Source organism: Sphingobium lactosutens (assembly GCF_013393185.1).
GTDB classification, from domain to species: domain Bacteria; phylum Pseudomonadota; class Alphaproteobacteria; order Sphingomonadales; family Sphingomonadaceae; genus Sphingobium; species Sphingobium lactosutens_A.
In genome coordinates, this window is sequence record NZ_QJQX01000085.1 from 1 (window position 1) to 25100 (window position 25100).

Consider the following 25100-nt stretch of genomic DNA (forward strand, 5'->3'; position numbering starts at 1 on the left):
GTCTCGCTCATGAGTGGAAGACCACGGTTTTGTTATTGTTGAGGAACAGTCGTCCCTCGAGGAACCAAGCGACCGCGCGGGCGAGGACGCGGCGCTCGATGTCGCGTCCTTTCTGGACGAGGGCATCGGCGCTATGCTCGTGGCCGATGCGTTCGACATCCTGCTCGATGATGGGGCCTTCGTCGAGGTCGGAGGTGACGAAGTGGGCGGTTGCGCCGATGAGCTTGACCCCGCGGCCGAACGCCTGGTGGTAGGGCTTTGCGCCCTTGAACCCGGGCAGGAAGCTGTGGTGGATGTTGATGCAGCGGCCCGAGAGGAAGGTGGCAAGGTCGTCGGAGAGGATCTGCATGTAGCGGGCCAGGACGATGAGTTCGGCGCCGCTCTGCTCGACGATCGCCTTGATCTGCGCTTCCTGCTGGGACTTGGTGTCCTTGGTGATGGGGAGGTGGTGGAAGGGGGTGTCGCCCAGGTCCATGGCGCAATAGGTTTCGCGCGGGTGGTTGGAGATGATGCCGACCACGTCCATGTCGAGTTCGCCGATGCGCTTGCGGTAGAGGAGGTCGACGAGGCAATGGTCGAACTTGGAGGCGAGCAGGAGGACCTTGGTGCGCTGTTCGCGGGGCCGGATCTTCCATTCCATGCCGAAGGCCTCGGCGATGGCGGCGAACTCGCTGGCGAGGGCTTGGCTGTCCTGTTCCTCGGGCATGCCGAACACGACGCGCATGAAGAAGCGGCCGGTGTCGGCGTCATCGAACTGGTTGGCCTCGACGATGTTGCCGTTGAACTTGAAGAGGTGGCCGCTCACCCGGGCGACGATGCCAGGTCGGTTGGCGCAGGAGAGGGTGAGGATATAGGGCAGGTCAGCCATGTCATGGGTCCGCAATGAGGCTGCCGGCGCCACGGGCGCCGGGAGCATGTTTGTCAGCTTGGAAGGGCTCGGCTCAGTATTTGTGGAGATCGTCGCGCCTGTTGTCCTGGTAGGGGGCAGGGGCGACGGTCGCCCGGATTTCCTTTTGTGGCTGCCCGGGGTTGCCCCAGGTGACCACGACCTCGGTGCCTGGCTCTGCTGATTCCGGCTCGATGCAGACGAGCGAGAGCATCTCGCGGAAGTAGTAGCTATAGCCGCGTGAGGTGGCGGCGCCAACGACCCGGTCGCCGCGCAGCACCTTGTCAACGGTCATGGTGGCGCGCTGCTCGCGGGGCATTTCCATGAACTGGTAGGGCGTGGCTTCCTTGCGGAAGAGCGAGGCATAGACATCGGCGACATCCTGCGCATTCCACACCAGGGTCCGCATCACCCGCCCGGGTGTTTCGGCTTCCTTCTCGAGGGCAGCGCGCCCGATGAAGTCATGATCGAAGCGGATGTTCTTGCCCCAACCCAGCTCGATGGGGCTGCGATAATATTCGCTGACGTCGCTGGCCTCGTAGCTGCCGTTGACGCTGAAGGTGGCGAAGCCGCCGCCGAGCGACCGGAAGAACTCCTCGCGATAGCTGTCCATGTCCTTGCCGAAGACGGCAGGGAGATAATCGAGGACGGCGGTAGGGAAGCAGGCTTCAAGATGGCCGACATTGCTGGCGCGACCGCCCAGGCGCCGCAGGCCGTGCTTTTCGCCGGCCTTGAGCAGGGTGGCATAGACTTCCTCGGCATGGGCGCGAGGACCCTGCAGCTCGAAGCCGGGGCCAAAGGACATGCCCTGCCGCAGCGCGAGCAGCTTGTGGCCGGCGATCTCGATTTCGCCCGAATGCATGAACTTGATGTCGCGCAGGCTGGTGCCCGATACCTCCTCGAGGAGGGCCAGGGTGTTGGGCCCGGCTACCTGGAAGTTATACCAGTCCTCATGTTCGGAGACGACGTCATAGTTGCCCTGGCGACGGACATAGTCGACCCAGAAGCTGCCGCGGCCCATGAGCACGAACTCATCCTCGCCTACGCGGGTGAGGATGCCCTCGGCGATGACCTTGCCGTCGGCATTGCAGTGGGTGGCATGCTTGGACTGGAGGATGTCGAACTTCTTGAACCCGTTGATGACGGTATCGCGCAGCAGGCGCATGGCGTCGGGGCCCTTGAAGCGGCGCTCCCAGATCCAGGACCAGTCGCCGATCGAGCAGGTCCGCTTCCAGGACATGCTTTCATCGATCCAGTCGGTAAACTCGATCTCGCCAAAGCGGCTGGTGATATAGCCGGGCGGCATGAAGCGCATATCGGCGACGTTCATTCTAACTTCCTTTCTTCACGGCGCTCTTGCCGCCTGTGTCTGGGGCGGTGGGGGCAGGCCCACCGCCCGGATTGTCAGAAGCGGTAGCCCACTTCCACGCCGTACATACGCGGATCGCCCAATACGCCGCCGGTCAGGCCGCCGAAGGGCAGGCTGTAGAAGGCCTGCGCCGCGGTATAATATGTCTTGTTGGTCAGGTTGGTGCCGAACACCGCCACCCGCAGGTTGGAGCCCCCGATCTTGTCGAAGGTGATGCGGCCGCCCAGCACGCCATAGCCCGGGATGACTTCGCCCGGCAGGGGCGGGCGGTCCTGGCGAATGACGCTGGAGGTGTGGAAGTAATCGGCCTGTGCACTGACCTCGCCGATATTCTCGGGCACCGGCAGGATGACGCGGCCAGAGAGCCGGTAGTTCCACTTGGGCACATAGGCGAAGGGCGGGATGCCCGTCAGCGTGCCGTCGTTGAACTCCTTGTACTTGGCATCGGTATATCCCACGAAGCCGGTCAGTTCGATCGCCCGGATGGGGCTGACGAACAGTTCTGCCTGGGCGCCATTGATATGGGCCTTGGCGGCGTTGAACAGGGTACGGACCGGGGTGGTGCCAATGACGGTGAAGACGTTGCGCTGGATGTCCTCGTAGATGGAGTGGAAGGCGGACATGGAGGTGCGGTAGCGCATGCCGCCCAGGCGACCCTGGCTCTTGAAGCCGATCTCATAGTCGGTGAGGATCTCGGGCCTCAACTCGGTGAAGGTGGCAGGGGTAGTGGCGCCGCCATTGAAGCCGCCACTGCGGTAGCCGCGCCGGTTGGTGACATAGAGGAGGGTGTCGGCGTCGGGCTTGTAGTTGAGGCTCAGCGTCCAGGTCGGCTTCTTGAAGGTGGCCGACTTGCCGGTGTTGAGTGCGACGGCCGTGGGGCTCGACTGGGCATATTGGTAGACGTTGCGATCGTCGATCGTGTAGCGCGCGCCGGCCGTCATGCTGAGCTTCTGGCTCAGATGATAGTCAACCTGGGCGAAGAGCGACTTGCTCTCATTGGTGGCACGGTCGAGTGGGCTGATCAGGAAGGGGCTTGCGAACACACTGTTGAAGGTGGTGCTCGTCGCCTGCTCCCAGAAGAAATAGGCACCAGCGATATAGTCGAGCTTGTCGTCGAGCGCCTTGCCCGAGACCTGGAACTCGTTGGTCACCTGCTCGGCCTTGACCTTGACCCGCTGGATGAGGGTGTTGATCGGCAGCGAGGCATCTGCGGTGTCGTCGCTCCTGATCCGGCGATAGTTGAAGATGTTCTTGAGGGTGACGTCCCCGGCCTCGAGCGTCGAGGTGTTGGTTACGCCATAGTTGGAGGAACGGCTCGGGGAGTCGGTGAACTGGGCGACGCGTCGACGGTCGGCCTGCTGGGCGGCAAGGGCGGCCAGACGCACGGAGAGCGGGTTAACCGGGGAGTTGATGGCGGGGTTGACGGCAATGACGGTGACGCCGCCGTCGTTGCTGTGCCCCTTGAAGCCATCGACGATGGTGACATTGCGAAACTGGTCGGAGGGCTCGAGGAGCAGCGATACACGGAAGGAGTCCGAGTGATCGGTGCGCAGTTCGTTGCCGGTGGTGGCATTGGTGAGCCAGCCGTCGCGGCGGGTCAGGTTGCCCGCCAGGCGCAGGGCGACCTTGTCGCCGAGCGGGACGTTGAGCGCCCCTTGCAACTCGCGGCGGTCATAGTTGCCATAGGTGCCCTGGACATAGCCTTCGACCTTGCCGAGCTTGGGCGCCTCGGGGGCGATCAGGATCGCACCGCCTGTGTGGTTACGGCCGAAGAGGGTGCCCTGTGGCCCCGACACAACCTGGATGGAACTCAGGTCATAGAAAAGCTTGCCGCTGCCCTGAGGGCGGGCCTGCACGGCCTCGGCGAAATAGAGGCCCACCGCCGGGTCCGAGGTGGGAAGGCCCGAGGTCTCGATCTGACCGCGAATGATGAAGCTCACGGTCGACTGACGCCCTTGCACAGGATAGGTGCGCACTTCAGGTGCGACGCGGCCAAGGTCGGCGACCGAGGAGATGTTGGCGCGCTGCAACTGGTCGCCGCTGACCGCGGTCACAGACACAGGAACATCGACGATCGACTCGTCACGCCGCCGGGCGGTCACGACAATATTGTCCAATCCGTTCACAGAACCTGCTGACGTGCCTGCAGGAACAGAATCCTGACCGTAAACCGACCCGCTTGCCATGCCGACTAGCGCCATCAAGCAGAAGCCGCTGGTGTACCTGTATTTCTCGCGCACCTTCATTCTCCCTCATGAACTTCGCAAAGTTCGCCCTACTTGCTGTTCCCGCAGTTCTCACGCCGCGGATTGTTACACTGATGCCCGGCGATGATTCCATCGCAGCATTCAGTCTTGCCAAGAGTGCATGCACTTTATCGATTGGTCAACCATAGAATGTTCCGCGATCTTGGTCGCCGTTGATGCGCACGCTTCGGCGGCTTGACGGCCTGGTTTCGGCCCGCGTTCGCCATAGTTAAAGACAGAGGAGGGCGGAAATCCGCGCTAAAACAGAAGAAAGGGAGGCGGACTTTGCCTTGATCGGCCCAGCTATGGAAGGCAAAAATGCACAAACTGCATGCAGCCTGTTGATCAATTTTGTTCCTGAGTGTACACAGCTTGGATTGAAATGAGTGAGGCTCCAAGTGGGCGCCAAATAGCTCCGTCACGAGGCTGGCATCCGTCTCTCTGTGGCGAGCGGCGACCACGAGGGCGAGATGGAGTTTTCCCATGGCATTGAATGTCGACCTCCCCGGGACGCGGGAGCTATTTTACGGGGGCGCTTTCCACCAGCCCAAGGGTGGATATGGCAGAACGGTGAATCCAGCCAACGGCGAGGACCTGGGCCCGGTTGCGATCGCCAATACGGAGGATGTCGATCTTGCGGTGAAGGCTGCTCAGCGCGCGTTCATGGAATGGCGGAGGGTCGAGCCAACGCAGCGCGGTGCGCTGCTTCGCTCCCTTGCGGAACGCATTCGCTCCGAAGCTGAGTATCTTGGCTGGCTTGATTCCATCAACACGGGCAATCCGATCGCTGAGATGAAGAAGGATGCGGCTGCAGGCGCCGCATTGATCGATTATTTTGCGGGCATTGCCGGCATGGCCAAGGGCAGCACGATCCCGATGGGGCCGCAGGCGCTTAACTACGCTACGCTAGAACCCCTCGGGGTGGTTGCACGGATCGTCGCCTACAATCATCCACTGATGTTTCTCGCCTCACGGCTGGCTGCGCCGTTGGCTACGGGTAATACGGTCGTTCTCAAGGCTCCAGACCAAGCACCACTCTCTGCATATAGGCTTGCCGAAATCGTCGCAGACATTCTCCCGCGGGGGGTGGTGAACATTCTCAGCGGCAGCCGCGAATGCGGCGAAGCGCTGGTGGCACACGATCTCGTCAAGAAGGTTACGCTCATCGGCTCCACCGGGACCGGGCGAGCTATCCTTCGAGGGGCGGCCGACAAGATCATGCCGACACAGTTGGAATTGGGCGGCAAGAATCCCTTCATTATGTGCGATGATGCTGACCTGGACTTAGCGATCGACGGCGCAATTGCAGGCATGAATTTTGTTTGGGCAGGGCAAAGTTGCGGGTCGACCTCGCGCTGCTTCGTGCATGCATCGATCTACGAAAAAGTGCTGTCGGAATTTTCGAAGCGTATCCCCGCTCGGCATCGTTGCGGGGACCCCTCGGACCCTGCGACAACGATGGGCAGCTTGATCAGCAAGGCCCAGTTCGAGAAGGTCATCGGCTTCATCGAGGATTCCAAGGCAGAAGGCGCTAGGCTGGTGTGCGGCGGGGGGCGTCCGGCCGAAGAAAAGTTGGCCAATGGCTGGTTTGTCGAGGCCACGGTCTTCGCTGACGTCACGCCGCGCATGCGGCTCTTCCGCGAAGAGGTATTCGGGCCGGTCCTTGCGGTCATTCCGTGGGAAGACGAAGATCAACTGGTATCGATGGTCAATGACAGTGAATATGGCTTGACCGCTGCGATTTGGACGAATGACCTGAAAAAGGCCCATCGCCTCGCTGGGTTGGTCGAGGCCGGCTATGTGTGGATCAACCATGTCGGCAGCCACTTCGTTGGAACGGATTTCGGTGGCTACAAATCCTCCGGGCTAGGGCGGGAGGAGGGCTTTTCCGAGCTCATTGCCTTCACCCAGTCCAAGAACATCCACGTCTCGCTACGCTGAAGGGTGAATAAATGAAAATCACACCGCTGGATATTGAGGGTATCTTTGGGATCGTGCCGACTCCCGCGATTGAGGGATCCGAGCACTGGTCCGTTGTCGACTCAATCAATTATGATGAAACGGAGAAGATGATTCGGGCGGTGATGGCGGCCGGATGCGATATGATCGCGACCAATGGAACCTTCGGCGAAGGAGCAACTGTTACCTTCTCTGAACTTAAATCCTTCACCCGCTGCGTCGCTGACGTGATCGGTGGATCGCGTCCCTTCTTTGCCGGCGTCACGACGTTGAACACCCGGGAGACGATCGAGCGGGGGCGGGCCATCGTAGATGCGGGAGCCGATGGACTGTTCATCGGTCGTCCAATGTGGCTTGCCATGGACCAGGCGGCGATCGTTCGCTTCTACCAGGATATCGCTGAAGCGCTGCCCGGCGTCCCTCTCGTGGTCTATGACAATGCGCTGACATTCAAGGGCAAGATCTCCACCGAAGCCTATGTTGAACTGGCAGCCATCCCCGAAATCGTCGCGGCGAAGCATACAGGCGGTCCGATTGCAGAAGACATGCAGGCTGTCGGCCATGACATGCGTGTCCTGCCCCTTTTGGCAAACTGGCATGAGACTGCCAAGGAGCTGCCGGACTTGGCGAGGGCTGCATGGGCCGGTTCAATTGCTTGCGCCCCGAATGCCGTCATGCGCCAAGCAAGGGCAATACGCGACCGGGACTGGGACTTGGCCAACGATCTTGGCGAGCAGTTCCGTTGGGCCGAGCGAGTCATGATGCCGGGTGGCGACATGGCCACTTTCATGGATTATTCAATCCAGATTGCCCATTGCCGGTTCAAGACCGCTGGCATTTTCGATCCAGGTCCAGCCCGCCCGCCTTATCTGTTCCTTCCCGACGACTACCGTGAGGGCGGTCTCGAATGTGGTCGTCGATGGGCTAAGATCGAAGCGGAATTCACGCCCGCCCAATAATGGGCACGGATCGTAAAGGGTCGGAGCCGGCGAGATGAGTGACGAAATGCAATCAGAAGCGAGCCTGTTCGATCCGTTGTCAGTTGGACAACGGAAAAGTCGAAACAGGCTGTTCCTTGCTCCAATGTCGGTCTGCTACGCAGATTCGTCTGGCTTCGTGACCGACGCCCAGATTGAGCATTATGGCAGGCGGGCGCTGGGAGGCGTTGGCGTGGTCGTGACCGAAAATTTCGCTGTCTCGCCTGCCGGGCGCCAGTTGCCGGGGCAAACCAACATCTGGTCCGACGATCACCTGCCCGGTCTTTCCAGGCTGGCGGCAGAAATCAAGCGGCACGGCGCCCTGGCAATCGCGCAGATCGTTCATGCTGGCCGCTATGCGGGGCCTTGGGGGGACTATGAAGCTCATCCGGGCCTCGCCCCGTCGGCGATTCCATTCCCGCTGCAGCCCGGGCGTATCGTCACGCCCATTGAGATTTCGACGAAGCAAATCGCCGATGCAATCTGCGCATTTGCGAATGCGGCCCGTCTGGCTCAGTTGGCCGGGTTCGACGGCGTGGAAATTCACGGTGCCCAAGGCTTTCTAATCTCGCAATTCCTTTCCCCACGCTCGAACAAGCGTCATGACGTCTGGGGCGGGGATCCCGGTCGCCGTTCCCGATTTGCACGGGAGGTGCTCGCGGCAGTGCGGTCTGCTGTGACCGACGATTTCATCGTTGGGTGGCACATGCTGAGCGACGAACTCATGGAAGGGGGCTATGGATTGGAAGATGCCAAGGCCTTGGCGTGCGAACTGCAGGCGGGGATAGATTTCCTGATCCCGGTCGCAGGCACGTTCGAAGCATTTCAGCAAACCGAAAACCACGGGCTGATGACCCGTCCCGCGTTTCAGCTCGAATCCGCGATCCAAATCGCGCAGCTCCTCGACATACCAGTCGTGGCCAATGGGAATCTGGGTACTGCAGCTCACATGGCGGCACTGATCGAAAAGGAAGGGATATCGGCCATCGGCCTTGCACGACCGCTTCTTTCTGATCCCGACTGGCCCCGCAAGGTTATTGAAGGCCGAGAAGGCGAAATAAATCGATGCAATTGCCAGCCGCCATTGTGTCTGCAGACGCAGTTGTCGGGCGTAAAGTGCAGCGCGTGGCCATCGGCGATCCAAGAGACCGGGCACTATGGCTATCAAGACCAGTAATCTAACCAGCGGTATTCAATTAGGAGATTGATGTGAAAGACGTCCATAGCATCGCGATAGTCGGCGGCGGTTTAGGTGGACTTGCAACGGCGGTCGCGCTCTCGAAATATGGCTTCGACGTCCACGTTTACGAAAGGGCTTCCTCTCTGAGGGAAGTTGGTGCCGGCATCAATATCAGCCCTCAGGCAACAAAAGTTCTCCTGGACCTTGGGCTTGGCGAGGGCATGGCCAGCATTGGCAATGTCCTTAAGTGCCAGGTCCGCCGCTCGATGGAAACGGGCACCATTGTATCCGAGATGGACCTCGGCGGCATCGAGGATCGGTTGGGAGCTCCATATTATGTGTTCCACCGTGCCGACCTCCTGGACATCTTTGCAAAAGCCATTGCTGCCGATCGCATTCATCTCGGTCACAGATGCATAGGGCTGCGCGAGTTGCCAGAGTCCGTCGCAGTCGTCTTTGAAAATGGCAAGCAGATCGAAGCTGACGTCGTAATAGGGGCCGATGGTATTCACTCAGAGGTCCGGAACCATCTCTACGGCAAGGATAGTCCCGAGTTTACCGGTCAGATGGCTTGGAGGGCGATACTAGACGGCGACGCCGTCCCGCCTGAACTTCTCGGTCCCCATGGATTCTGCGGGTGGGTTGGCCAAGGCAGCCACCTCATGACCTATTATATGCGGGGAAGGAAGCTGATCAACATCGTCACCCAAACCGACACGGATGAATGGCTGGACGAAGGTTGGTCCATTGCAGGCGACCCGAATGTGATGAGGGCAACTTTCCCGAACGCCGCGCCGAGCCTCCAAACCCTCCTTGATGCAGTGACGGACTGTTCGCGCTGGGGCTTGTTCTCGCGCAAGCCAACGTTCAAGTGGGGACGAGGACGCATTCAGCTGATCGGCGATGCCGCTCACGCAATGCTGCCCAATGCCGGGCAGGGTGCAGCCCAGGCCTTCGAGGACGCTTATATCCTGGCTCGCTGGCTCGATGCGCATAGGGCCGATCCCTTGCTGGCTTTCGAGAAGTTCAAGGCAGTTCGTTATCCGCGGGCCCACGCTGTCCAGCGGCAGTCTGCCGCGAATGCGAAGACGCTTCACAGCGGCAAGTGGGACAAGGCTGCAAATGCGCAAGCGGCCAAGGAGAGTCAGGCCCAGGCGGCGCTCGGCCTCGACTGGATTTATAATTACGATGCCATCAACGACTGGGACAAGGTCATCGAATATCCCTTGTCCCGCGGGTGAGCCTTTAACTAACCCGGTCGCCAGCAGAGTTGACACAGCCCTAGGAAGTAGACAAATCATGGCGGTAGCCGCTTTTTCAGATACCACCGGCATCGAGGCGTCGCGCCCCTCGAAGTTCACCACCTATAGCTTCTCGCTATTTTTGCTGTGCATTCTCATTGCGATGACGGAAGGCTATGACGGCATTGCAATGTCACTCGCCGCGCCGATGCTGGCGACCGAATGGGCGCTCCCGCCGTCCTCTGTTGGCATCCTCCTGACAACCTCGATCGCCGGGATGATGTTTGGCAGTCTCGTGTTGGCACAGTTGGGTGATCGATGGGGGCGGCGGCCTACCGTGATTCTTTCGCTTTCCATTGCTGGGATCGGCACTGCCGCAGGGGCGGTGGCTCCTGATTTTGATACAATGCTTTTGACGAGGGTGGTCGCAGGGGTCGGGCTTGGAATGGCGATCCCTAATGTGCTTGCCATCGTCATGGAACTGGTTCCGAGCTGGTTTCGAACATTTTCCATCGTCCTCGTAAGTTGTGGATATCCGCTTGGCTCGAGTGTGGGTGGGCTCGTCGCAAGCCAGTTCACCTCCGATCATGGTCATAAGGCTGTTTTCTTGGTGGGCGGCGTCGGAACACTGCTAGCTGCGAGCTTGTGCCTGCTGTTCCTGCCGGAGTCTCCCGCGTTCCTCGCCTTTCGCGAAGGGAAGAGGGATAAACTGGAAGTCCTGTTGCAAAGGCTGGGTGGCAAGCTGATGGAGAATTTCAGTTTGGATCCAGTCCGGACCACGAATTCCAGGTCGCCAATTTCGATCTTGTTCAGTCGGGATTATCTCAAAATCACGATGTTGCTGCTTGCCGTAAATATCGGAAACATGTCGGTCGTCTTTTTCTTCCTTAATTGGCTTCCTTCGCTTCTGGTTGGGAAGGGCTTGGGAGTAGAGGCGGCAATCAAGGCGACGTCGATCTTCAATGGCGCGGGGATCGTTGGGGGGCTTGTGCTTGCGGGCGCGATATATAAGTACAAGCCGACGATCGTATTGGGCATTTGCTTCACGCTGGCTACGGCAGCCATCCTTTCGCTCGCTGATAACGCGGGAGGCGGGGCGTTTTGGACGCTCATTGGTATCTGCGGAGCGGCCGTTGTTGGTTCTCAATTCTGCCTAATGGCCATCGTTAACCAGTTTTACCCGGCAGAGATGCGAGCGACTGGATCTGGTTTCGTCGGAGGCGCTGGCAGATTGGGTGCCGTGGCCGCTCCTTTAGTCGGCGGATATGTCATGAACCAGACAGGCTCGGCGCCACTGACATTTGCCGTTGCGGCTGTCCCAGCCATCCTGGGCCTAGTCGCGGTCACGGTGCTTCACACGCGCACGAGTTTCGGGCGGACGGGTACTGGCCTCTGAGCAGGGCTCGAGCAGGTAGTAGCCAAGACCAAATCGAGGGCTTCGGCCCTTGCGGTGCTGGCTGCGGTTGATTGGAAGGGCCGCAGCCAGTCACTGAAGGTAAATGCAACGCGCTTTTCTGCCAACGCAAGCGCGCCATTGGGTTGCCTTAAAATCATAAGGATCCAAGCTGTACTCCGTGGGGGAGCGGCACTAGAAGCGGACAGGTTGATGGCAGAGATTTATGTGACCGACTGGAACGGGCGGCCTGAACCGCCAATCCCGAGATGGCGATAACCGCGCTCACCTTTTCTGTCCCGACGGCCGCGCCGCGCATCAGGACAAGATCGTCATGACCCGGTTCGAACGAGAAATCTGGGGTATTTCAGGGGGTGATAGCATCAGTGCCATGGATAGGCCGATCGGGCGGGTCCGCATCTCGATTTGCTATGATGCTGAATTTCCGCTGATCGCGCGTGCGCAAGCGAAGGCAGGCGCCCAAATTATCCTGGCGCCGTCCGCGACTGACACCATGCAGGGCTACTGGCGCGTGCGGATCGGCGCGCAGGCCCGCGCGCTTGAAAATCAATGCTATGTGGTTCAGGCGCCCACTGTCGGCCGCGCACCCTGGCTGCCCGCGCTTGATGAAAATTTCGGCGCAGCGGCTATTTTCGGGCCGCGTGACGGGGACGCACCCGACGATGGCGTTTTCGCTATCGGCGTCTCCAATCATCCCCAATGGGTCTTTGCAGATATCGTGCTGTCCGATGTCGATAACTGGCGAAACCGCGGTACGGTCTTGCCCTTCCGTCACTGACCCGAACAATATGTCGCAGTGCCCCACAATGAAAACAGGGCGGCAAACGACGATAGCCTAGCTTTCGTTTGCAACGATCGCAAAGCAGCTCCCATTGACACGGAAGAGAATGTGAATTGGATGGTCGAGTGATAAAATATGATGTCCTGATCGTAGGGGCTGGTCATGCCGGTGCCCAGGCGGCGATTTCGCTGCGTCAACTTGGCTTCGAAGGATCAGTCGCGATGATCGGCGACGAGGAGGATCCCCCTTATGAACGTCCACCGCTCTCCAAAGAATATTTCGCAGGCGACAAGAGCTTCGAACGTATTCTGATCCGCCCCGCTGCCTTCTGGACAGACCGTAAGATCGACATGCTGCTTGGACGCCGGGTTGCGAGCATCGACCCAGCAGGCAAGCTCGTCACGGCGGGTGCGGAGCAAATTGCGTATGGCAAGCTCATATGGTGCACGGGCGGATCGCCCCGGGTGCTCAGCTGCAACGGGGCGGACGCGGAGAATGTCCATGCCGTGCGGCGGCGTGCCGACGTAGACGCGATGATGTCAAAGATCGACAGTATCAACCATGTCACCATAATTGGCGGCGGATACATTGGATTGGAGGCGGCGGCGGTCCTCTCCAAATTTGGCAAGGCCGTGGTGTTGCTCGAAGCGCTCGATCGGGTGCTGGCGCGTGTCGCAGGTGAAGAACTCTCCCGTTTTTACGAGGCCGAGCATCGCGCTCATGGGGTCGATGTGCGCACGGGCGCGCGGATGGAATGCATAGAGGTCACCGATAGCAAGGCAACGGCCGTCCTTATGGCTGACGGCGAGCGCATCGAAACGGACTTGGTGATCGTGGGCATCGGCATTGTGCCTGAGACCGCCCCGCTGACTGCAGCCGGCGCCGCGGGCAGCAATGGCGTGGATGTTGACCAATATTGCCGCACCAGCCTGCCTGACGTTTATGCTGTGGGCGATTGCGCCTCGCACGCCAACAGCTTTGCGGGCGGCGCACAAATACGGTTGGAATCGGTGCAGAACGCCAATGATCAGGCGAAGGTCGCAGCTGCTCACATATTGGGCAAGGAAGAGGCCTATAAGACGGTGCCCTGGTTCTGGTCGAACCAATATGACCTCAAGCTTCAGACCGTCGGGCTTTCAACCGGCTTCGACCAAACCGTCTTGCGCGGCGATACGGTAACTCGCAGTTTCTCCGTTATATACCTGAGAGATTGCAAGATTATAGCACTAGATTGCGTGAACTCGGTCAAGGATTATGTTCAGGGGCGGGCGCTTGTCGTTGCGGGTGCGGAAATCGCGCCGCAAAGGTTGGCTGACAGTTCCACTGCGCTAAAGGACATGGCACCTGTTAGCCTGGAATCCGCGCCTCAATGAGGCACAATGAATGCAGACGCGCCTTGTAGAATATTTTCTGGCACTGGAGCGCGAAGGTCACTTCGCGCGCGCTGCATCTGCTTGTCACGTAACGCAACCGACGCTCTCTGCAGGCATTGCAAAGCTGGAAGAACAGCTGGGCAAGCGCCTGATCGTTCGCCATCGTCGCTATGTGGGTTTGTCCGAGGAAGGGAGGGCGATCCTCCCCTGGGCACGGCAATTGGTGGCGGCTGCCGAAGCGATAGCCCAGGTCGCCGATATAGCGCAAGGACCCTTGAGAGGAGAGTTGCGGCTGGGCGCCATACCCGCGGCCATGCCTGCCGTCGGCTTTCTTGTGGAAGCGCTGCTCCAGCGTCATCCGGACCTTAATCTGTCGGTGCGCGCCTTGACCTCACGGCAGATCGAACGGGACCTTGCGGCTTTCGAACTGGATGCAGGTCTCACCTATCTTGATTTTGAACCTCCCGCTCATGCTTTGGCGGTACCCCTCTACGTCGAGCGTTATCTGCTGGTTTCAGCCGTACGCGAGCAGGTGAAACTTGGCGGCTGGAGCGACATCGCGCGTCTTCGGCTCTGCCTGCTGCATCAGGGCATGCAGAACCGGCGTATCCTGGATGCTCGGCTCGCGGAACGCGGACTAGCGCTTCGTCCGGTTGTGACCGCGGACAGCTATGTGGCGCTCCTTGCCTTGGTTCAGCAGGGAAGGCTCTGTTCCATCATTCCCGACAGCCATGCCATGATGCTGCACGGCCTTGAATGGGCGCACACCCATTTACTTCCCGAGATGGAAGGGAGCCGGATCGGCATCATCGTCTCGGACCGAGCGCCCATGGCGCCTTTGGCACAGGCAGTGCTGGCTGTAGCGCGCGAATTGCGGTTGCCGCCGGGGTTTCAGTCTCAGTGATAGAAGATATCTATCTAAGATGGCCGGGATCAATTTGACGCAGGAAGCGAGCTTCGGCAGCGTGGCCAGCGACAATCACCAGAATGGGCTTGCCGCCAATGAAATGCGACGAAGCAAAGGCAGTGATAGAGCGGTGGATCCAGACGCATGGCCCATCGCGCGACCAGTTGCTGCCCATGCTGCATGCGCTGCTTGAAGAGATAGGTTTCATCGATAATGCGGCCGTCCCGCTGATTGCCCAGGCCCTTAACATCAGCCGCGCCGATGTTCATGGGGTTGTCACCTTCTATCATGATTTCCGGCGTTCGGCTCCGGGCCGGCATGTCGTAAAGCTGTGCCGTGCGGAAAGCTGTCAGGCCCGCGGCGGCGCGGCAATTGAGGCCGCCGCAGCCCAGCGGCTCGGCGTAGCCATGGGTGAGACGCGGCAGGACGGGCAAGTCAGTCTGGAGCCGGTTTACTGCTTGGGCCTCTGCGCGATCGGTCCTAATGCGTTGGTCGATGGCCGGCCGGTGGCTCGCATCGACGAGATTATACTGGACCGGATCGCACTGGAGATCGCGGCATGAATCCGGGCGAGAAAAACAAAGTTTTTATCAGCCGAGACATGGCGTCCGTTGCGCTTGGTGCCGACGATGTCGCACGCGCCTTCGTCGATGCGGGATGCGAGGTGATCCGAACCGGATCGCGCGGCCTTTTTTCGATCGAACCGTTAGTGGAGGTCGAGACGGAAGGCGGCCGCATCGGCTATGGGCCGGTCGGTGTGGGCGATGTGGCTTCGGTGCTGGACGGATCGCACGCCAATTGCCTGGGCGAAATCGCGTCGCTGCCCTTCTTCGCGCGCCAGCAGCGCTTCACCTTCGCACGCTGCGGCATCATCGATCCGCTCAGCCTGTCCGATTATGCGGCGCGTGACGGATGGAAGGGCCTGAACGCAGCGCGCGCCCAAACGCCCCAGCAGGTGGTGGACGCGGTCAAGGCGTCTGGTCTGCGCGGGCGGGGCGGGGCTGGCTTTCCCACCGGCATGAAATGGCAGACGGTGCTGGATGCGCCCGCCAACCCCAAATATATCGTCTGCAACGCCGACGAAGGCGACAGCGGCACCTTCGCCGACCGGATGCTGATGGAGGGCGACCCCTTCTGCCTGATCGAAGGAATGGCGATTGCCGCCCATGCCGTTGGCGCGGCGCATGGCTACATTTATATCCGCAGCGAATATCCCTTCGCCATCACCACTATGCGTGCGGCGATCGACGCCAGCGCGCATCTGATCGCTCCATTCACGCTGGAGGTGCGCGAGGGCGCGGGCGCCTATGTCTGCGGTGAGGAGACCGCGCTGCTCGACAGTATCGAGGGCAAGCGCGGGCAAGTGCGCGCCAAGCCGCCGCTCCCCGCCATTCAGGGCCTGTTCGGCCAGCCCACGGTCATCAACAATGTGTTGTCGCTGGCGGCAGTGCCGTTCATCCTGGCCGAAGGCGCGGAAGCTTATGCAGCGGTGGGTTTTGGCCGGTCGCGCGGCACTATGCCGGTGCAGCTGGCGGGCAATGTGAAGCATGGCGGTCTGTATGAGATCGGCTTCGGCATCACTCTGGGCGAACTGGTGAGCGAGATCGGCGGCGGCACGGCGAGTGGGCGCCCGGTGCGCGCGGTCCAGGTCGGCGGGCCGCTCGGCGCCTATTTCCCGCCATCCATGTTTCATCTGCCGTTTGATTATGAGGCGTTCACGCAGGCCGGTGGGCTGATTGGTCATGCCGGCATCACTGTGTTCGACGAGGCGGTCGACATGGCGCATATGGCCCGTTTTGCGATGGAATTTTGTGCAGCGGAAAGCTGCGGCAAATGCACGCCCTGCCGGATCGGCTCGACCCGAGGGGTAGAGATCATGGACCGGATTATTGCGCTTCGCACACCCCCGCGGGCCGCGCCGGTGGAAGCCGGCATTGCACTCGTTTTTGGCGGCGCAGGAAAACAAAAGGCCAACGAATCACATGCGCATCAGGGGAATTTGGGCAAAGCGCTTTATTCCCGTTCGCCAGACCGGATCGACACCTCGCTCGAAGCCCAAACCACTCTGCTGCGCGATCTGACCGACACTATGAAATATGGCTCGCTCTGTGCGCTGGGCAGTTTCACCCCTTATCCGGTGCTGAGCGCGCTTGACCATTTCCCCGAGGATTTCGGCGCACCGGCGCCCGTCAAGGAGCTGCGGAATGACCTTCACCCGCGAAACTGACCATGGCACGCCCCCTGCCATTGTAACTGGCAAGACCGTCTGCCTGACGATCGATGGCCAGAGCGTCACCATGCCCGAGGGCACTAGCATCATGCGCGCCGCGTCGCTCATGGGGGGGGCTATCCCGAAACTCTGCGCCACTGACAATGTGGAGAGCTTCGGTTCCTGCCGCCTATGTCTCGTCGAAGTGGAGGGCCGAAACGGCTATCCCGCCTCCTGCACCACCCCGGTAGCGGAAGGCATGGTTGTACGCACGCAGACCGAGCGGCTGAAGCAACTGCGCAGGGGCGTGATGGAGCTTTACATCTCCGACCATCCCCTCGATTGCCTGACCTGCGCCGCCAATGGCGATTGCGAACTGCAGGATCAGGCCGGCGCGGTGGGGCTACGCGACGTGCGTTACGGCTATGACGGCGCGACCAATATGGGCCAGGCGAAGGATCAGTCGAACCCCTATTTCGACTTTGATCCTTCCAAATGCATAGTCTGTTCGCGCTGCGTGCGTGCCTGCGAGGAAGTGCAGGGCACTTTCGCGCTGACGATCGAGAATAAGGGTTTTGATTCCAAAGTCTCGCCGTCGCAGGGCGAAGACTTCCTTGGGTCCGAATGTGTATCCTGCGGAGCCTGCGTCCAGGCTTGTCCCACCGCATCGCTGATCGAAAAGAAGGTAGTGGAAACCGGCACGCCTGATCGCGCGATCGTTACCACCTGTGCCTATTGCGGCGTCGGCTGCACGTTCCGCGCCGAGATGCGCGGTGAGGAGCTGGTGCGCATGGTGCCCTGGAAAGAGGGCAAGGCCAATCGCGGGCATAGTTGCGTCAAGGGCCGCTTCGCTTGGGGTTACGCACAGCACAAGGACCGTATCCTCAATCCCATGATCCGTGCATCGGTTGATCAACCATGGCGCGAGGTCTCTTGGGAGGAAGCGATCGCTTACACGGCCAGTGAGTTCCGGCGCATCCAGGCAAAATATGGCACCCGCTCCATCGGGGGCATCACGTCGAGCCGCTGCACCAATGAGGAAACCTTCCTCGTCCAGAAGCTGATCCGTCAAGGCTTCGGCAACAATAATGTCGATACCTGCGCGCGCGTCTGTCACTCTCCGACAGGCTATGGCCTCAAGACCACCTTCGGCACGTCGGCAGGCACGCAGGATTTCGACAGCGTGATGCAGTCGGATGTCATCATGGTCATCGGCGCCAATCCGACCGATGGCCATCCGGTCTTCGCATCGCGCATGAAGAAGCGGCTGCGGCAAGGGGCCAAGCTGATCGTCATTGATCCGCGCCGCACTGACCTTGTCAAATCGCCCCATGTGGAGGCGGAACATCATCTGCCGCTGCGGCCTGGCACCAATGTCGCGATGCTGACCGCGCTGGCGCATGTCATCGTGACAGAGAAGCTCTACGATGAATCCTTCATCCGTCAGCGCTGTGATTGGGACGAATTTGAGGATTGGGCGGACTTCGTCTCGGAATCGAGCCGCTCTCCCGAGGCGATCGAGCCGCTGACCGGGGTCAAGGCGGAAGAGGTGCGCGCAGCTGCCCGCCTTTATGCCACGGGCGGCAATGGCGCGATCTACTATGGCCTCGGTGTCACCGAACATAGCCAGGGAAGCTCGACGGTTATGGCAATCGCCAACCTCGCCATGGCGACCGGCAATGTCGGGCGCGAGGGCGTTGGCGTGAACCCGCTGCGGGGCCAAAACAATGTGCAGGGCGCCTGCGACATGGGCAGCTTCCCGCACGAGTTTTCCGGCTATCGCCATGTCTCCGACACAGCGACGCGCGCGTTGTTTGAGCAGGCCTGGGGCGTCCCCCTTGATCCCGAACCGGGCCTGCGTATCCCCAATATGCTCGATGCGGCTACCGACGGCACGTTCAAGGGTATCTTCATTCAGGGCGAGGACATTCTCCAGTCGGACCCGAACACCCATCATGTCGCGGCGGGGCTTGCGGCGATGGAGTGCGTGGTCGTGCAGGACCTGTTCCTCAACGAGACGGCCAACTACGCGCACATCTTCCTGCCTGGCTCCACCTTTCTCGAAAAAGACGGCACCTTCACCAATGCCGAGCGGCGCATTCAAAGGGTGCGCAAGGTGATGACGCCTCTCAACGGCTATGCCGACTGGGAAATCGTCCAGCTGGTCGCCAACGCGCTGGATCTTGGCTGGGCCTACAGCCATCCTTCGCAAATCATGGACGAGATAGCAGCCCTCACGCCGACCTTTGCTGGCGTTCATTATGACAGGCTGGAGGAAGAGGGTTCCCTCCAGTGGCCCGCAAACGATACAGCGCCTGACGGCACCCCTACCATGCACATTGAAGGCTTCGTGCGAGGCAAGGGCAAATTTGTCGTCACTGATTATGTGCCGACGGATGAAAAGACCGGCCCGCGCTTCCCGCTGCTTTTGACGACCGGTCGTATCCTCTCTCACTATAATGTCGGTGCGCAGACGAGACGTACTGACAATGTCGCCTGGCATCCTGAAGACCGGCTCGAAATCCATTCGTCCGATGCTGAAAATCGTGGGATCAAGGATGGTGACTGGGTCACTCTGAGGAGCCGCGCGGGGGAAACAACCCTAAGAGCGCTGATCACCGAGCGGGTCGCGCCGGGCGTGGTCTACACGACCTTTCATCATCCCACGACGCAGGCGAATGTCATCACCACCGATTTCTCCGACTGGGCGACCAATTGCCCAGAATATAAGGTGACAGCGGTTCAGGTTGGCCTCTCCAACGGACCGTCCGACTGGCAGCAAAGCTATGAAGCACAAGCTCAGCGCAGCCGCCGCATCGACGTCATCGAGGTGGCGGAATAGGTCATGACGCAAGACAGCCCAATGATGTCCAATCAGGATCGCCTGATCTACATGGCGAACCAGATCGCGCGAAATTTTGGGACCATGGATCCGGCTCGCGCAGCGGACGCTGTCGCCGACCATATTGCCAGCTTCTGGGATCCGCGCATGCGCGCGCAGATTTTCGAGCTGCAGGGAAAAGGCGATGTCAGGCTGGGCCCGGTCGCGGCAGCGGCCATCACTATTTTGCGTCAGTCCGGAGCGCCGCCACACCAGACCCAAGCCACCGAATTTAACAGCGTATCGGGAGTCGGGCACTCCGACGCAGGATAACCCAGTGTCGGATGGCATTTCGAAAGGACATCGGGTCAGTTTCGACGACGCATTGGCTATTGTTCGTCATGTGGCACCGCCGCTACCCGCGGTGGAGATCCCGCTGCAACGGGCCCATGGCGCCGTTCTCGCCCGCGACGTGGTGGCATTCGCCGACTATCCTCGGTTCGATATGTCTGCGATGGATGGTTTTGCGCTATCGTCCCAAAGCACCGAAACGGCATCAGATGCTGCTCCGCTGTTCATTCCCATCAATGGCCAGTCGTTTGCGGGTCGTGCGCCTGTCGGCCCGCTAGGCGACGGCTGGACCATTACCACGGGTGCTCCAATACCGCCAGGCTGCGATACCGTGCTGCCCAGAGAGCGGGCAACCATTGCCGACTTGGCAGGACTTCTTCACCTTCGACTGACCAGCCCCTTGCCCGTGGATGCGAATATCCGCCGTAGGGCTGAAGATGCTGCTGCTGGCGAAACTGTTGCGCGATCCGGCCAACGGGTGAGGGCGGAGATGATTGGCGCACTGCGCTGCTGTGGGGTTACCCAGGTGAGGGTGGCCGAAATGCCCAAGGTGACCGTGTTTTCAACCGGTGATGAGCTGATCGGGCTTGACGGATCGATCATTGATGAGGGCGTGCATGATAGCAACAGCTCGATGATTGTTGCTCAGGTCCGCGAAGCCGGTGCGCAGGCCACTCTAGCTTCTCAGCTGCCCGATGATGCCGCATCGATTGCCAACGCCATCCGGGCCATGAGCGCGAAGCGCTCGCACATCATAATTTCCACCGGCGGTGTTTCTGTGGGCGAGCGGGACTATGTCCCAGCAGCGCTCGAAGCCTGCGGCGCCACGATCCATTTTCATGGCGTCTACATGCGGCCCGGCAAGCCAGTATTATTTGCCTCGCTCCCTGACGGGACATTATTTTTTGGACTGCCGGGGAATCCGGTCGCAGCCTATCTGGGATTTCGCTTCTTTGCCTATGCCGCGTTGCGCTCGATGGTAGGGCTTGCGCCAGAGGTCGGCCTGGAAATCGACGTTGAAGCGCCAAGACATGCCGAGGTGACACGTTTCCTTCGAGTGCGATCGACGTTTTCCAGCTGCGGACCCAGGGTTGAATTGCTCAGCGAACAACAGTCGCATCGTATGCGGCCGCTCCTGGCGGCAAATGCGTGGCTCGCGATGCCGCCACAGCGTGATCTATCCAGGAAGCCGATCATTTATCCTTTGTCATGTTTGGGCGTGCGATGACGATCGATCTGGATAGTAGAACGGATGACCGGGCGTCGAAAACGCCATCATCGTTCGGCGAAGCTATAGCTGAGCAAGCGCAGCTTCTCCCGGTCGTGCGCCAGGGGGTTGAAGCTGCTTCCGAAGCGACGCGCGTGGTCGCTGTCGAGGCGCCCATTGCGATCGAAGTGAACGGTCTGGGATATGCAGTCATGATGGCCACACCGGCAGACCTCGTCGATTTCGCCGTAGGATTTGCGTTCACCGAACGCCTGATCGACCGGCTCAGCGATATCATCGATATCGAGCCGATCTGTTTGGAAAAGGGATGGCTGGTCCGGATCAGGATTGAGGAGCGATGTTTCGCAAATGTGCGGGAAAGGGTGCGTCATCGCCTCACTGACAGTGGATGCGGCATATGTGGGCTCGAGAATCTTGAGCAGGCGCTCAGGCCCTTGGGCCGGATAGAAGCAGTTCCAAGGATCAAGCCGTCAGCCATATTTTCTGCGCTCTCTCAACTGCGTTCCCATCAACCCCTTGGCCAGGCGACAGGTGCTGTTCACGCGGCGGCGCTGTGCGATCCTTTGGGACGCATTGTCAGCGTACGCGAGGACGTAGGTCGCCATAACAGCTTCGACAAGCTTATTGGCGCGGCGACGCGCAACACCGTAAGACTTGACGAAGGATTTGTTTTATTGTCATCCCGGTGCAGCTATGAATTGGTGGAGAAGGCAGCAATAGCGGGAATCCCGCTTTTGGCGACGATATCTGCGCCGACAACCCTCGCGGTCCAGCGCAGTAAATCATGTGGACTAACGCTGGTGTCGCTGGCGCGCGCTGATGCAATGCTTGTCATGAACGATCCACACGACATATTTTCGACGACAGTTATGGGTGCCCGGCTATCGGTATCAACATAACACTGTCTACAGGGACAGTTGTGCTATTGCTATTAACATAATGATTATTATCACACTTTTCTGCTGTAAGCGGGTGGATTCTAAATCGAAGTGCGAAATCCTTGGATTTATAGGGGTTTGATCCCCTTTCCAGGAAGGCACATGATGAACGGCTATCAGCATCTGGGTTTGGACGAGCGGCGCGATATCTATCGACTGGTGGGAACCGGACGGTCTGTTACCGAGAGCACCCATCAGGCATCGTCGGAGGCGCTCTTCATTGCCGTAGATACGCAAGGATCAAACTTGTCACGCAATAGATTATATTGCCGGTCGGTGAGCTCACGGTGCGTGAAAATGTGCTTTCTCTGTTTCCTCGGAACCGATTTGCGTTGCGTTTATTTCGAATATGCGCTATTGAATTGTTCTACCACGGAGAGATCCCATGACATTGCCCGCGCATTCAGAGCCGTTCGGCGGTCACATGCCGTCGGCTGATGACCGCCAGATCGCCAACCAACTTCGTCGCATGCTTGCAGCCCAAAAGTCGGGTGAAGCAACGTTGCGCATACGGGAGCCGGAGTCGAAGAAGCCCGTCGAGGTTACACTCACTCCCGCTATGTCTGACCTGTTCCTTGAATTGCTGCGTCATATCGGTAGCGGCAGCGCGGTAACACTCGTGCCGATTCAGGAAATGCTGACGACGCAGCAAGCTGCAGACCTCCTCAATGTGTCACGTCCCTATCTGATCAAGCTGCTTGAGCGGGAGGCGATGCCCCACACACTGGTAGGACGGCATCGCCGCATCCGGGCCGATGACGTGTTCCGCTACAAGGCAAAACGTGACGATGAACGTTCGCGAGCCCTCGACGAACTCATCAGCGGCGACGCCGACTTGGTCTGACCCAATGTTCGCAAACCGCTACACTGCCCTAATTGATGCCTGTACGCTCGTAAGTGTCTGGCGGCGCAATTTGCTGCTGTCGCTTGCCGAAGCCGAATTTTTCCGCATTCGCTGGTCAGAGCCCATTCTGACAGAGACCAGAGCAGCCCTAATCAAGATGGCCCGCGAGCGCGATCTCGACGATCCTGAGGGACGAGGAGAGCGAGCAATAAAGGCTATGCAGACGGCATTCCCAGAAGCGATGGTCGAAGACTTTAAGCTGCTCGGCAGCGCTCAATTTGGCCTGCCCGACCCCGGTGACGAACACGTCATCGCCGCCGCTGTCAAAACGCAAGCCCAAGCCCTAGTCACCGAGAATTTGAAGGATTTCCCGGCTGGCATCCTCGGCCAAATCAACATCGAGGCGCGAAGCGCCGACGACTTCATTGCCGACACGATTGCCCTTGAAGAGGGGCGCGCGATCGCTGCAGTCCGCAAAATGCGGGAGCGCCTGAAGCGACCTGAAATGTCGCCTGAAGACTTCTTACGGGCCCTGGAAGCCAACGGCCTGCTCGAAACGGCTTCGGTCCTCACACCGCACCTTGGCTCCATCTGAAGCTTCGCTTCCCATTCAGAGGAAATCAAAGTGGCGGTAACGCAGAAAGCCTTCCCCTCCATCCGTAAGCCGCTCGTACCGCGTAGCAGCCCCTCTGAGGCCGACCCGTTCATCCGCACCACAGTGCCGTTGCTCACGCAGCCTTCTCCAGATCGTTGCTCAGCTTTGATGCCTGCCATCTCCAAGGTAAAAGGTCATCGATCCGATTGATCGGGTAGTTGCCGATGCGTTCGATGACGTCGGTGAACCACGCTTCAGGCTCGACGCCGTTGAGGCGGCATGTACCGGCCAGGGAGTAGAAGAGCGCGGCCGCCTCTCCCGCCTTCATGGAGCCGACGAACATCCAGTTTCGGCGCCCGAGCGCGACACCGCGCAGGGCGTTCTCCACCAGATTGTTGCTGATCTCGAGCCGACCGTCGCTGCAGTAGCGGATCATGGCCTGCCAGCGGTTGAGCGGATAGCGTCAGCCCCCCTGTCCGGTTATAGCATCGCCCCCCGGCATCGCCCTGCGCATGAATGCGCCGAACATCGGCACGGTAAAGGCCGTCTCACCATAGCCTGGCGTGTAGATCATGCCCTTTGCGATGAGCGATGCCCTGACGGGGCCCAGGCTGGAAGGTTTGCGGCCCATATGATCCGCGATGGCGGCAGATGCGAAGGGCCCCTCCCCCAGATCCGCCATAGCGCGCAGATACCGCTTTTCCGTCGGGGTGAGCCGGTCAAAGCGAACGCGAAAAAAACTGTCGTCGAGCGCGGCAATCGCGGTGGGGTGAGCGAGATCGACGTCGGCTACGGTAATCGGGGACGCGGCAGCCGCATCCCAGCATTGTTTGCCCCACTCCTGCAGGAAATAGGGATAGCCTTGAGTGACTGTGATGATCTGCGCGACAGCGTCGGGCTCGATCGTGCAGTCCTCCGCCTCGATCGGATGGACGAGCGCAGCGGTTGCCGCATCGCTTCCGAGCGGGCCGATACTGGTGAAGAGGAATAACCGTTCGGCATAGGATTTGGCCTTGCCCATTTGGCCGGCGAGCTGCGGCAGGCCGGCGGCCACCAGCGTAATCGGCCTGTCATTCTGGCGCGCGCGGTGCAGCGCTGTGATCAGCGCCGCCAATTCGCGTTCAGGGACATATTGCAATTCGTCGATGAACAGCACGAGGGCTGTTTTCCGCTCTGCGGCTGCAGCGCCGGCGATGTCGATCAGATCGATAAGATCGGAGTCAAGGTCGCCATTATCGGCCACGCCGATTTCCCCCAGATCCAGCGACGCCTCCAGCTCGCCATAGCTGAGCTTGAACGCCTTGACGAAACGGGCCAGGGCGCCCAACCCGCGCTTGGCCAATGTCATCGCGGCCTGCCCGCGGTCGAGTTTCAGCATGGCGGTCCGCAGGGCCGGAACCAGCATCGCCGGCAGCGACTGCCCTTCGGGTGCCTCGATCGGCACGCACAAGATGCCCTCGCCTTCCGCCGCCCGGCGCATGGTGTTGAGGAGCACGGTCTTGCCCACGCCCCGCAGGCCAAGCAGGATCATGCTTTGCGCATGCCGTCCATTGCGGATGCGGTCGAGCGCGATAGCCACGGTTTCAAGCACCTCTTCGCGCCCGGCTAGTTCGGGCGGACTGCTACCTGCACCAGGGGCAAAGGGGTTGCGACGGGGATCCATTCTAGCGCTTTTAGGGGGTTATAGCCGTTTTGGCTAGAACTATATAACTCAGCTATTGCGGACTCTGCGTGTACCGATCCGATCGGAAAGGGGAAACCGCTCCTCCGTAGACGCCTTT

General features: G+C 60.1%; 20 protein-coding genes and 1 pseudogene. 16 read left to right on the top strand and 5 right to left on the bottom strand.

The genetic code is table 11. The features are described from left to right. Window positions 1–7: 7 nt before the first annotated feature. The 3 genes from purU to DM806_RS26025 all read right to left on the bottom strand — a co-directional run bounded on the left by purU (window position 8) and on the right by DM806_RS26025 (window position 4381). Entirely contained in the window at window positions 8–868 is an 861-nt protein-coding gene (gene purU, locus DM806_RS26015; protein WP_179043289.1) for a formyltetrahydrofolate deformylase, read from the bottom strand. A 73-nt stretch (window positions 869–941) separates the two neighbouring features. After that, window positions 942–2216: an aminomethyl transferase family protein gene (locus DM806_RS26020; protein WP_179043290.1), complete on the bottom strand. Its 1275-nt coding sequence runs from the start codon at window positions 2214–2216 to the stop codon at window positions 942–944. Between the two features lie 74 nt (window positions 2217–2290). Continuing rightward, complete coding sequence (locus tag DM806_RS26025) at window positions 2291–4381, bottom strand: TonB-dependent receptor (RefSeq protein WP_179046053.1); 2091 nt, start codon at window positions 4379–4381, stop codon at window positions 2291–2293. A gap of 603 nt (window positions 4382–4984) precedes the next feature. Between DM806_RS26025 and DM806_RS26030 the strand changes: the two genes are divergently transcribed. From DM806_RS26030 to DM806_RS26105, 16 genes are all read left to right on the top strand, one after another. Next, window positions 4985–6442: an aldehyde dehydrogenase family protein gene (locus DM806_RS26030; protein WP_179046054.1), complete on the top strand. Its 1458-nt coding sequence runs from the start codon at window positions 4985–4987 to the stop codon at window positions 6440–6442. Window positions 6443–6453: 11 nt separating this feature from the next. Further along, entirely contained in the window at window positions 6454–7419 is a 966-nt protein-coding gene (locus DM806_RS26035) for a dihydrodipicolinate synthase family protein (RefSeq protein ID WP_179046055.1), read from the top strand. Window positions 7420–7453: 34 nt separating this feature from the next. After that, window positions 7454–8614 carry an oxidoreductase gene (locus DM806_RS26040; protein WP_218647672.1) on the top strand — a complete coding sequence of 387 codons (1161 nt, stop codon included), beginning with the start codon at window positions 7454–7456 and terminating at the stop codon, window positions 8612–8614. 32 nt (window positions 8615–8646) lie between these two features. Further along, window positions 8647–9858, top strand: a complete 1212-nt coding sequence (locus DM806_RS26045) for an FAD-dependent monooxygenase (protein ID WP_179046056.1) — start codon at window positions 8647–8649, stop codon at window positions 9856–9858. A gap of 58 nt (window positions 9859–9916) precedes the next feature. Continuing rightward, window positions 9917–11254: an MFS transporter gene (locus tag DM806_RS26050; RefSeq protein ID WP_179046057.1), complete on the top strand. Its 1338-nt coding sequence runs from the start codon at window positions 9917–9919 to the stop codon at window positions 11252–11254. A gap of 247 nt (window positions 11255–11501) precedes the next feature. Beyond that, complete coding sequence (locus DM806_RS26055; protein WP_179046202.1) at window positions 11502–12050, top strand: nitrilase-related carbon-nitrogen hydrolase; 549 nt, start codon at window positions 11502–11504, stop codon at window positions 12048–12050. Between the two features lie 128 nt (window positions 12051–12178). Further along, window positions 12179–13426, top strand: a complete 1248-nt coding sequence (locus DM806_RS26060; protein WP_179046058.1) for an NAD(P)/FAD-dependent oxidoreductase — start codon at window positions 12179–12181, stop codon at window positions 13424–13426. A 10-nt stretch (window positions 13427–13436) separates the two neighbouring features. Then, window positions 13437–14330, top strand: coding sequence for a LysR family transcriptional regulator (locus DM806_RS26065; protein WP_179046059.1), 894 nt, complete (start codon window positions 13437–13439; stop codon window positions 14328–14330). Window positions 14331–14428: 98 nt separating this feature from the next. Beyond that, a complete protein-coding gene (locus DM806_RS26070) occupies window positions 14429–14896 on the top strand; it encodes an NAD(P)H-dependent oxidoreductase subunit E (protein ID WP_179046060.1) in 468 nt (155 codons plus the stop codon). A 38-nt stretch (window positions 14897–14934) separates the two neighbouring features. After that, window positions 14935–16560: an NADH-ubiquinone oxidoreductase-F iron-sulfur binding region domain-containing protein gene (locus DM806_RS26075; RefSeq protein ID WP_256869521.1), complete on the top strand. Its 1626-nt coding sequence runs from the start codon at window positions 14935–14937 to the stop codon at window positions 16558–16560. Further along, window positions 16538–19384: a formate dehydrogenase subunit alpha gene (gene fdhF, locus DM806_RS26080; protein WP_179046062.1), complete on the top strand. Its 2847-nt coding sequence runs from the start codon at window positions 16538–16540 to the stop codon at window positions 19382–19384. The genes DM806_RS26075 and fdhF overlap by 23 nt, the downstream gene beginning before the upstream one ends. Before the next feature lie 3 nt (window positions 19385–19387). Then, window positions 19388–19696 (top strand): formate dehydrogenase subunit delta, encoded by a 309-nt coding sequence (locus tag DM806_RS26085; protein WP_179046063.1) that lies wholly within the window; start codon window positions 19388–19390, stop codon window positions 19694–19696. Window positions 19697–19700: 4 nt separating this feature from the next. Beyond that, window positions 19701–20942, top strand: coding sequence for a molybdopterin molybdotransferase MoeA (locus tag DM806_RS27910; RefSeq protein ID WP_179046064.1), 1242 nt, complete (start codon window positions 19701–19703; stop codon window positions 20940–20942). Beyond that, entirely contained in the window at window positions 20939–21841 is a 903-nt protein-coding gene (fdhD, locus tag DM806_RS26095; protein WP_179046065.1) for a formate dehydrogenase accessory sulfurtransferase FdhD, read from the top strand. The genes DM806_RS27910 and fdhD overlap by 4 nt, the downstream gene beginning before the upstream one ends. A 424-nt stretch (window positions 21842–22265) precedes the next feature. Beyond that, on the top strand, window positions 22266–22724 hold the full coding sequence (locus tag DM806_RS26100; protein ID WP_179046066.1) for an excisionase family DNA-binding protein: 459 nt from the start codon (window positions 22266–22268) through the stop codon (window positions 22722–22724). 4 nt (window positions 22725–22728) lie between these two features. Next, window positions 22729–23319 (top strand): PIN domain-containing protein, encoded by a 591-nt coding sequence (locus DM806_RS26105; protein WP_179046067.1) that lies wholly within the window; start codon window positions 22729–22731, stop codon window positions 23317–23319. 133 nt (window positions 23320–23452) lie between these two features. Here the strand turns inward: DM806_RS26105 and DM806_RS26110 are convergent. Further along, window positions 23453–23779: pseudogene (locus DM806_RS26110) on the bottom strand (transposase domain-containing protein); the annotation flags it as partial. Window positions 23780–23782: 3 nt separating this feature from the next. Next, on the bottom strand, window positions 23783–24982 hold the full coding sequence (locus DM806_RS26115) for an ATP-binding protein (RefSeq protein ID WP_179046069.1): 1200 nt from the start codon (window positions 24980–24982) through the stop codon (window positions 23783–23785). Window positions 24983–25100: the final 118 nt, after the last annotated feature.

What these genes read in the sequence shown, in the direction of transcription:
- DM806_RS26030 (WP_179046054.1), top strand. Translation starts at nt 4,985, where the DNA reads ATGGCATTGAATGTCGACCTCCCCGGGACGCGGGAGCTATTTTACGGG.
- DM806_RS26020 (WP_179043290.1), bottom strand. Translation starts at nt 2,216, where the DNA reads ATGAACGTCGCCGATATGCGCTTCATGCCGCCCGGCTATATCACCAGC.
- fdhD (WP_179046065.1), top strand. Translation starts at nt 20,939, where the DNA reads ATGACGATCGATCTGGATAGTAGAACGGATGACCGGGCGTCGAAAACG.
- fdhF (WP_179046062.1), top strand. Translation starts at nt 16,538, where the DNA reads ATGACCTTCACCCGCGAAACTGACCATGGCACGCCCCCTGCCATTGTA.
- DM806_RS26115 (WP_179046069.1), bottom strand. Translation starts at nt 24,982, where the DNA reads ATGGATCCCCGTCGCAACCCCTTTGCCCCTGGTGCAGGTAGCAGTCCG.
- DM806_RS26070 (WP_179046060.1), top strand. Translation starts at nt 14,429, where the DNA reads ATGAAATGCGACGAAGCAAAGGCAGTGATAGAGCGGTGGATCCAGACG.
- DM806_RS26075 (WP_256869521.1), top strand. Translation starts at nt 14,935, where the DNA reads ATGGCGTCCGTTGCGCTTGGTGCCGACGATGTCGCACGCGCCTTCGTC.
- DM806_RS26065 (WP_179046059.1), top strand. Translation starts at nt 13,437, where the DNA reads ATGCAGACGCGCCTTGTAGAATATTTTCTGGCACTGGAGCGCGAAGGT.
- purU (WP_179043289.1), bottom strand. Translation starts at nt 868, where the DNA reads ATGGCTGACCTGCCCTATATCCTCACCCTCTCCTGCGCCAACCGACCT.
- DM806_RS26105 (WP_179046067.1), top strand. Translation starts at nt 22,729, where the DNA reads ATGTTCGCAAACCGCTACACTGCCCTAATTGATGCCTGTACGCTCGTA.
- DM806_RS26050 (WP_179046057.1), top strand. Translation starts at nt 9,917, where the DNA reads ATGGCGGTAGCCGCTTTTTCAGATACCACCGGCATCGAGGCGTCGCGC.
- DM806_RS26085 (WP_179046063.1), top strand. Translation starts at nt 19,388, where the DNA reads ATGACGCAAGACAGCCCAATGATGTCCAATCAGGATCGCCTGATCTAC.
- DM806_RS26100 (WP_179046066.1), top strand. Translation starts at nt 22,266, where the DNA reads ATGACATTGCCCGCGCATTCAGAGCCGTTCGGCGGTCACATGCCGTCG.
- DM806_RS26040 (WP_218647672.1), top strand. Translation starts at nt 7,454, where the DNA reads ATGAGTGACGAAATGCAATCAGAAGCGAGCCTGTTCGATCCGTTGTCA.
- DM806_RS26035 (WP_179046055.1), top strand. Translation starts at nt 6,454, where the DNA reads ATGAAAATCACACCGCTGGATATTGAGGGTATCTTTGGGATCGTGCCG.